This is a genomic window from Mycobacterium sp. E1715 (genome assembly GCF_001667625.1).
In the GTDB taxonomy this organism is placed as follows: domain Bacteria; phylum Actinomycetota; class Actinomycetes; order Mycobacteriales; family Mycobacteriaceae; genus Mycobacterium.
Map to the genome: position 1 here is coordinate 1 of NZ_LZJJ01000306.1, position 7,638 is coordinate 7,638.

Consider the following 7,638-nt stretch of genomic DNA (forward strand, 5'->3'; position numbering starts at 1 on the left):
CCGGCGACCGTTCGGCGTTGCGGCGTACCGCGTCCGACAACGTCGTGTCCGACCAGAAGCCGCAAGCATGAAACCGGGCCGAGTCCTCGGCACTGAACGCCGGCGAGGACTCGATCTCCATCAGCCGATGATAGGAAAGCGGCCGGCGGCCTCGCCGGGTACTGCCCGCTAGGGGTTCTCCGGGGCCGGTGCGGGCGCGTCGTGTTGCGGGTCGCTGACGGGGCCCGGAGGACGGGGCCGCGGCTTGTGGCAGTTGCGCGTGCAACCGCAGTTGAGGCCGATGATGCAGCCACCCCCGCCGGCGGGTTGCACCGGCAGGGCGCCGCCCGGGGCGGGCGGGGGCGCCGGCGTCACGTTGGACGAAGACGTGGGGTTCGCGGCCCGGGTGACCGTGTCGGCGTCCGACCAACCGAACGCCAGGACGAGCGCTGCGAAGACACCGCCAACCGCGGCCACGGGCTGGGCTTGTCGAATCTTCACGATCTCTCCAGTGTGCTTTCAGGCGGTCGGACTAGGGATTTGGCGGCGTGGAGGCGGGCGGGGCGTGCTGTGGATCGCCGGCCACGGCCGGCGGGCGTGGGCGTGGCGGCGATTGGCAGTGCTGAACACATCCGCAGTTGAGGCCGATAAAGCAGGGCGAGCTGGGCGGTCCGAGGGCACTGTGGTCGATCGACGAGGATGGAGACGGCGCAACGGTTTTTGTGATGGCCGCCATCGGGGTGGCGTCGAATGGCAGCAAGACAAGTGCGGCCAGGCAGGCGCATAACGCCTTCGCCGTCCCGGTCCGCCCGTTTCCCATGCTCACCAGAGTAGTTAGTCGCCGCCGCACGCGCAGAACACGCGCGGGTTTCAAAGAACACTCCAAGAAGTCACCAAGAATCCTTCCAGCGCCGCCGTGGACGGTGAATGCGCTTAGCGCCCTTGGGATCGGTAGCGGCCCCGCCGGGTTGCACTTGCCGCACCACCGCTGCGCCCCGCAGCGATCGACACGGAGGTTCATGGCGGATGAAAAGCAAGGTCGTCGTGCTGCTGGCCGGCGGGATGCTCGCGCTGGTCCTGCTGACGCGCTATTTCGCGCTGAGCCGGGCCGGCGTGCCGTTGGGGTGGATGATCTACCTCGGCCTGCCGATCACCGGCGCGGGCGTGCTGTTCGCGCTGCGGCTGATCGATCTCGGCGCGGGTTGGACCACCAAGGGCGGCTCGATGCCGCACACCGGGGGCGTCCACGCTGCTCACCCGGCCGCGGTCGCGCGGCCCGAGCCACCGCTGTACGACCGCCTCAAACAACTCGAGGACCTGCACGCCAGGGGCGCCATCACCGACACCGAATACAGCGCCCAGCGCCTACAAATCATCGCCAACATGTAGGTCGGGTGCCGCCTCGGCGCCTCGATGCGCCGTCGCCGTGCGGACCGCGTAGATCGCGGCGCTGACGCCGAACATCGCCGAGGTCAGCAGCAGCCAGCGGCCAAGAAAGGGATCCTGCGTCTGGCCGGTCGCGGCCGAATACGTGGCGGCGCCCTGCTTGATGATGCCGGGCAGGAACACCAGCAGCGTCAGCCCCGCACCGAGCGCGGGCACCCGGATGTGATTGATCACGGGCACCGGCCGCGGCGGCAGCCGGACGACGGAGCGCGACAGCAGCCGGTCGAGCAATGCGTAGATCGGGAACAACACCAGGTCGTGGGCGACGATGGCCGCGGCGAACCACACGATGATCGACTGCCACCACACGTGCGTGTTCCACAGCGTGACCGGTTTGCTGGTGGCCACCACGTAGCCCAAGAGGGCGAACCCGGCGATCAGGATCAACAGATGCCATGGGCCGGACCCGTAGAGCCTCATGAAAGCCGCTCGGGCGCTATGCATTTGGGCCGGCCCTGAAGGCAATGGATTCCACCCATTTGGTGTTGTGTACGCCGGGCAACGCGGGCACGATGATGCGCGCCGGGAACCCATGGTCCGGGGACAGGTCGGTGCCGTTGACGCGCAGGGCCAGCAACGCATCGGGGTGCAGCACCTGGCTACCCTGCAGCGTCGCGCGGCCGAATGCGCCCCCGCGCTCCAACGACGAGACGTACGCCGAGTCGGGAGCCGGTACGCCGGCGAGCCGGGCCAGGTCCGCCAGGCGCACACCGGTCCACGTTTGGGTGGTGGACCAGCCTTCCACGCAGGCGATCGGCAGCGTGGCGGTGCGCTGCGGCATGGCCAGGAGGGCGGAGCGGTCCAGGACGACGGCGTGCGGGCCGCCGCTCAAGGTGAGCCGCCAGCGCTCGCCCGTGTCTTCGGCGGAAATGCCGGCCACCACCGCGGTCCGGTTGACCTCGAAGTCGCCGGGACCATCCCCGCGGGTGCGGCCGCGCGGAAGCAGCAGGGCCGCGGGCCGCGTGAACCCACCCAACGTCTGCCCCGCGGTGATGACCGCCACGAACGCCGCACCGCCGCCCACGAGCGCCAGGGCGCCGCGGCGGCTCATCGTCGCGGGCGCCGGATCCGCGGCGACCAGCCCGTCCGGCTCCCATGGTTCGGCTCGGGTCTCGGCGCGGCCGGCGCGCAGCACGTCGCGCGCTGAGATCGAGCGCAGGCCGGACCACATGGCCGGGATCTTGATCGCGATGTGCACGACGAATCCTGCGATGAACACCCAGGCGCCGAAGTAATGCGCGGTGTAGAAGCTGAAACCGAAGATGTAGTCGTACTGGATGTTCAGCACGCCCGTGACGATCTCGAACAGGATGCCGCCGACCAGCATCAGCAGCGAAACCCGTTCCAGCAGTTGGGCTATGGACCGGGCGGGCGGCCACGCGAACAGTCGCGGGATCACCGACCACAGCTTGGCCAGCACCACCGGGATCAGGATCAGCCCGAGCCCGACGTGCAACCCCTGGGTCAGCCGATACAGCCACGACGGGTTGGTGGGCCAATCGAACGTCGGCAGCTTCAGCCATCCGACGTCGCCGGGGATGGCCTGGCCGAACCGCGGCCCGTAGGCGATGTACGACAGCAGCCCCGTGATGATGACGATCGGCAGCGTGACCAGCAGCACCGACCCGAATACGGATGTCAGCCATGGTCCCCGCAGCGGGCTGCGCCAGCGCTGCGCCCGCCCGACACCGGGCGGTGGGTGCTCATCCAGGAGGCGCCACAGCCGCGCGGGAAACCCGTAGCCACCGGAATCGGTCGGCTCGGTCTCTTCGGTGCTGGAACTGGGGGCGCGGCGCATCATCGATGATCATCCACGAGCGCGCGCTGGAAATGGTTCACTTCGGTGTCTGTTCTCCGGAGTGGCAACCCCGCCGACTGCTGCTAGCCCTGGACCGTTGGCCGGATGGTGATGTCGCCGATCTCGACCTCGTGCGGTTGCTCGATGGCGAACGCGATGGCCCGGGCCACCGCCGCCGGCGGCAAGCCGAATTCGGTCATGTTGCGACGGATCTGAGCGCGCATCGCCGCGTCGTCGATGGAATCGTCCAATCGGGTGTCGACGAATCCGGGTGAGATCGATGTGGTCCGCACGACGCCGTCGGTGGATTCCTGGCGCAAGCCCTCCATCAGGGTGCGAACGGCGTTCTTCGTGGCGGCGTACACCGCCATGGTGGGCACGATCTTGAGCCCCGCGGTCGACACCGTCGTCACGAAATGTCCGCGCCCTTGATTTCGGAAAACCGGCAGGGCCGCGGCGATCCCGTGCAGCACTCCCCGCAGGTTGACGTCGATCATCGCCGTCCATCCGTCGACGTCGAGGCCGGACACCGGCCCGATCTTGCTGATGCCGGCGTTGCTGATCAGGACATCGAGCCGGCCGAATTCGCCGGTGGCCGTCGCGACGAGCCGCCGAAGGTCTTCGGGTCGCGAGACGTCGGTGCGGCAGGTGACGGCGGATCCGCCCCGGTCGCGTATTTCCCGTGCGATCTCATCGAGTCGCTCGGCGCGGCGCGCGCCGATGGTCACCCGGGCACCGCGCTCGGCCAGCAGCAGGGCGGTCGCCTCGCCGATCCCGCTGCTCGCCCCGGTGATGGCCACGACCTGCCCGTCGATCCCCGTCATCGCGCAAAGGCTACCCAGCGGCCCGGCGACGGCAACTCGATGAGCGCGGCGCCGAGCGTCAGTCCTTGCCCCGCGGCGGCGGCTCCACCTCGACGCCGGTGGAATCGTGTTCGGGACCCGCGGCCGGGTGTTCGGCCGGCACCCGATCGCGGGACCGGGTGCCCTCGCTCGGCCGCTCGGGGTCGGGGCGGTGCACATTGCTGTGGTACGGGCCGGGCTTGGGGCGCGGCTTCCCGCCCGGGAACGCCAAGCGGAAGATGCTGCGGTGCACCATGAACCACTGCTTGCCGAACGGACCGGAGTTGTAGGGCAGCTCGTAGCGGTCGCAGATTTCCTTGACCTGCGGCGCGATCTCGGAATACCGGCTGCTGGGCATGTCCGGGTACAGGTGATGCTCCACCTGGTAGCCGAGGTTGCCGCTGATGATGTGGAACAGCGGGCTGCCCTCGATGTTCGCGGCGCCGAGCAATTGGCGCACGTACCAGCCACCGCGGGTCTCGTTCTCGGTTTCTTCCTGCGTGAATGTGTAGGTCTGGTCCGGGAAGTGGCCGCAGAAGATGATGGCGTGGGCCCAGATGTTGCGGATGACGTTGGCCACCGCGTCGGCGCCCAGGGTGCGCAGGTACGTGCTTTCCACGCCCGGCGCCACCTTGTCGAGGAACGACGCTGCGGCGGCGACGCGGCCCTTGTTCGACACCCGGCGCAGCCGCTTGCCCAGCCGGGACCGTGCCGGCTGTTCGAGCCGGCCGCGCAGCGCGAGCTGCGTGAGCGCGAACGCACCGGCGCTGATGGCCGGCCAGCCGAGGTAGTCCTTATAGATCTGCGCGCGCGCCTTGACCCCGATGCCCCGCAGGTCCTTGCGCACCTCCGACCACGGCTTCTCGCGCTTGCGGATCGCGTCGATATCCATGTCGTGGACGGCCACTCCCCACTCGAACAGGAGCGTGAGCAGCAGGTTGTAGATCGGTTGACCCAGGTAGCGCGGTGCCCATTTCTGGTTGGGGTCGATCCGCATGATCTCGTAGCCGAGATCCTTGTCCTTGCCGAGGATGTTGGTGAAGGTGTGGTGGATGTAGTTGTGGGAGTGCTTCCAGGATTCCGCGGTGGACGCGGTGTCCCAGTCCCACACCGACGAATGGATGTCGGGGTCGTTCATCCAATCCCACTGGCCGTGCATCACGTTGTGGCCGATCTCCATGTTCTCCAAGATCTTGGCCATGGACAGGCAGGCGGTACCCAGCAGCCACGCGGTCTTCGAGCGCGATGCCAGCAGCAGGACTCGCCCTGCCACCACGATCTGCCGTTGCGCCGAGATGACGTTCTTGATGTAGCGCCGGTCGCGGTCCCCGAGGTCGGCAAACACGTCATCGTGGATGGCGTCGAATTCCTTCGCGAGCTTTTCCAATTCTTGCTCGCTCAGCCTGGAGAGTGGATTCGCTCCGGCGTTCTTTACGGCCGTTGTCACGAGCCGCTCCTTTCGATCAGAGTTCGAGTTCGACGTCGCCCTCGGCGGTGTTGATGCAGATTCGGACGTCCTGCTCGGTCGGTTCGATCACGTCACCTGAGCGCAGGTCGCGCAGCTTGCCCGACTTCAGCGTCCCGACGCAGGTATGGCAGATTCCGATGCGACAGCCGAAGGCGAGGTTGAGACCGGCCTTCTCGCCGGCCTCGAGAATCGATGTGCCACCGTCACATTCGACTTCCTTGTCGCTGTCCAGGAAGCAGACGGTGCCGCCCTCGCCGGCGTTGGCGTCGCCGCCGATCTTCGGTTGGAACCGCTCGAAGTGCAGCCGGTCGCAGTCCGCGTTCTCCTTCCAGTGCTCGATCAAGGCGTCGAGCATTTCCCCCGGGCCCGAGCAGAACGCCTCGCGCTCGCGCCAGTCCGGGCAAACGTCGTCCAGGTCGCCGGGTGTGAGCCGCCCCTGTTCGGAGGTGAAGCGCAGATCGAGCCGCATGCCATCGTGCCGTTTCTCGAGCTCTTCGAGCGCCGGCATAAACATGGCCTGCTCGCGGGTGCGGGCGGAGTGAATGACCACGGCGTCGCGTATCTCGTCGCGGTGGTCGAGGTCGCGCAGCATGCTGATGATCGGGGTGATGCCGCTGCCGGCGCTGATGAACAGCATCTTGTCCGGCACGGGCTCCGGCAGGGTGAACACGCCTTCGATCTCGCCAAGCCGCACCAGGTCCCCGGGCTGGATCTTGTGCACGAGATACGGCGAAACCACGCCGCCGTCGACCCGCTTCGGCGTGACGCTGATCAGCCCGTCGTCGGGCGTCGGGTCCGATGTCAGCGAATACGCACGCCAGTGGTACACGCCGTCGATGACCACGCCGAGGCGCACGTACTGACCGGGCTTGTGCCCAGGCCACTCGTAGCCGGGCCGGATCAAGACGCTGGCGGCCTCCGAGCCCTGCTGCTCGATGGCCTCGACCTTCCCGCGCAGCTCCTTGGTGGTCCACAGCGGGTTGATCATCTCGAGGTAGTCGTCCGGCTGCAGCGGGCTGAACAACCGGCGCACCGCGCGCAGGAAGAGCCGGCGCCCGCGTGGGACCTGGGGTTCAGCGCCGCGTTCCGCCATGCCGCTAGAGTACACAGTTGTATACCGAGTTTAAACGTCTGGTTTGAATTCGCTTGTCATACATTGTTTGACAGCCGCACAACGACACCACTAAAAGCACACAACTGTTCACTAGTCGTGAGTGGGATTCGGTCAGGCGCAGCGACACACGTTACTGTGACGTGCCCCACCCGTGCCGCGCCCAAACATTTGTTCAGAGGATTCACAGCCAACCGGCTCAGCGCGCCGGCCATCGCCGGCGCCTATTGTTCGTTGTGTGCTGATCGGCTTCCTCCTCGCGCTGGGCTGCTCGGTCTGCTACGGCACGGCGTCGGTGCTGCAGGCGGCGGCGACCCGGTCGGTGGAAGCCGGCAGCGGCTCGGGTGTCGACACCGTGCTCCTGATGCGCGCCGCCCGGCAATGGCGGTACATCGTCGGCGTCGGCCTCGACGGCGTCGGCTTCCTCCTCCAAGTGGCGGCGTTGCGCCTGGTGCCGATTTATGTGGTCGCCGCGGCGTTGGCGGCCTCGATCGCGGTCACCGGCATCGCGTCCGCGTGGCTGTTGTCGGCGCGGCTGTCGCGCGCCGAGTGGACGGCGGTGGCCGTGGTGTGCGTGAGCCTCGTCGTGCTCGCCCTTGCGGCCGGGCCAGGGCACTTCCGGCGCGCCCCGGCGGGGCTCGGCTGGGCATTGCTGGGCGTGGTCGCCGCGATATTCCTCGCCGGCGCGGTGGCGGGCCGGCTACCGGACCGGCCGCGCGCGCTCGCGCTCGGCCTGGCGGCCGGAACCGGCTTCGGGGTCATCGAGGTGGGCGTGCGGCTGATCGAGGTGATCAACCCGACCCACCGCGCCTTCTACACCAATCCGGCGCTGTACGCGGCGGCCGCGGGCGGGGCGGCCGGTTTCTTGCTGCTGACCTCTGCGCTGCACCGCGGATCGGTGACCACGGCCGTCGCCGGGATGGTCGTCGGTGAGACCATCGCACCCGCGTTCGTCGGCGTGGTGTGGCTGGGCGACAGCGCCCGCGACGGCCTG

Annotated in this window: 8 protein-coding genes; 2 read left to right on the forward strand and 6 right to left on the reverse strand. The window is 68.2% G+C overall.

The window, feature by feature from the left end:
* Positions 1–168: 168 nt before the first annotated feature.
* Positions 169–480 (reverse strand): hypothetical protein, encoded by a 312-nt coding sequence (locus tag A9X03_RS15585; protein ID WP_156669964.1) that lies wholly within the window; start codon positions 478–480, stop codon positions 169–171.
* A gap of 525 nt (positions 481–1,005) precedes the next feature.
* Between A9X03_RS15585 and A9X03_RS15590 the strand changes: the two genes are divergently transcribed.
* Complete coding sequence (locus A9X03_RS15590) at positions 1,006–1,368, forward strand: SHOCT domain-containing protein (protein WP_067784647.1); 363 nt, start codon at positions 1,006–1,008, stop codon at positions 1,366–1,368.
* Here A9X03_RS15590 and A9X03_RS15595 read toward each other — a convergent pair.
* The 5 genes from A9X03_RS15595 to A9X03_RS15615 form a co-directional block, all read right to left on the reverse strand.
* The gene (locus A9X03_RS15595; RefSeq protein WP_067891192.1) at positions 1,345–1,869 is read right to left on the reverse strand and encodes a hypothetical protein; all 525 of its coding nucleotides are present in this window, start codon (positions 1,867–1,869) and stop codon (positions 1,345–1,347) included. The genes A9X03_RS15590 and A9X03_RS15595 overlap by 24 nt on opposite strands.
* The gene (locus tag A9X03_RS15600; RefSeq protein WP_369831363.1) at positions 1,862–3,223 is read right to left on the reverse strand and encodes a molybdopterin-dependent oxidoreductase; all 1,362 of its coding nucleotides are present in this window, start codon (positions 3,221–3,223) and stop codon (positions 1,862–1,864) included. The genes A9X03_RS15595 and A9X03_RS15600 overlap by 8 nt, the downstream gene beginning before the upstream one ends.
* A gap of 83 nt (positions 3,224–3,306) precedes the next feature.
* Positions 3,307–4,047: an SDR family oxidoreductase gene (locus tag A9X03_RS15605; protein ID WP_068261748.1), complete on the reverse strand. Its 741-nt coding sequence runs from the start codon at positions 4,045–4,047 to the stop codon at positions 3,307–3,309.
* Positions 4,048–4,105: 58 nt separating this feature from the next.
* Complete coding sequence (locus A9X03_RS15610; protein WP_067750154.1) at positions 4,106–5,512, reverse strand: acyl-CoA desaturase; 1,407 nt, start codon at positions 5,510–5,512, stop codon at positions 4,106–4,108.
* Between the two features lie 16 nt (positions 5,513–5,528).
* Positions 5,529–6,626: a ferredoxin reductase gene (locus A9X03_RS15615; RefSeq protein WP_068261752.1), complete on the reverse strand. Its 1,098-nt coding sequence runs from the start codon at positions 6,624–6,626 to the stop codon at positions 5,529–5,531.
* A gap of 256 nt (positions 6,627–6,882) precedes the next feature.
* Between A9X03_RS15615 and A9X03_RS15620 the strand changes: the two genes are divergently transcribed.
* The coding region (locus A9X03_RS15620; protein ID WP_231975399.1) for a DMT family transporter at positions 6,883–7,638 on the forward strand (756 nt) is incomplete at its 3' end.

Coding starts and splice junctions, on each gene's coding strand:
- A9X03_RS15595 (WP_067891192.1), bottom strand. CDS start 1,869: ATGCATAGCGCCCGAGCGGCTTTCATGAGGCTCTACGGGTCCGGCCCA.
- A9X03_RS15590 (WP_067784647.1), top strand. CDS start 1,006: ATGAAAAGCAAGGTCGTCGTGCTGCTGGCCGGCGGGATGCTCGCGCTG.
- A9X03_RS15605 (WP_068261748.1), bottom strand. CDS start 4,047: ATGACGGGGATCGACGGGCAGGTCGTGGCCATCACCGGGGCGAGCAGC.
- A9X03_RS15615 (WP_068261752.1), bottom strand. CDS start 6,626: ATGGCGGAACGCGGCGCTGAACCCCAGGTCCCACGCGGGCGCCGGCTC.
- A9X03_RS15600 (WP_369831363.1), bottom strand. CDS start 3,223: ATGCGCCGCGCCCCCAGTTCCAGCACCGAAGAGACCGAGCCGACCGAT.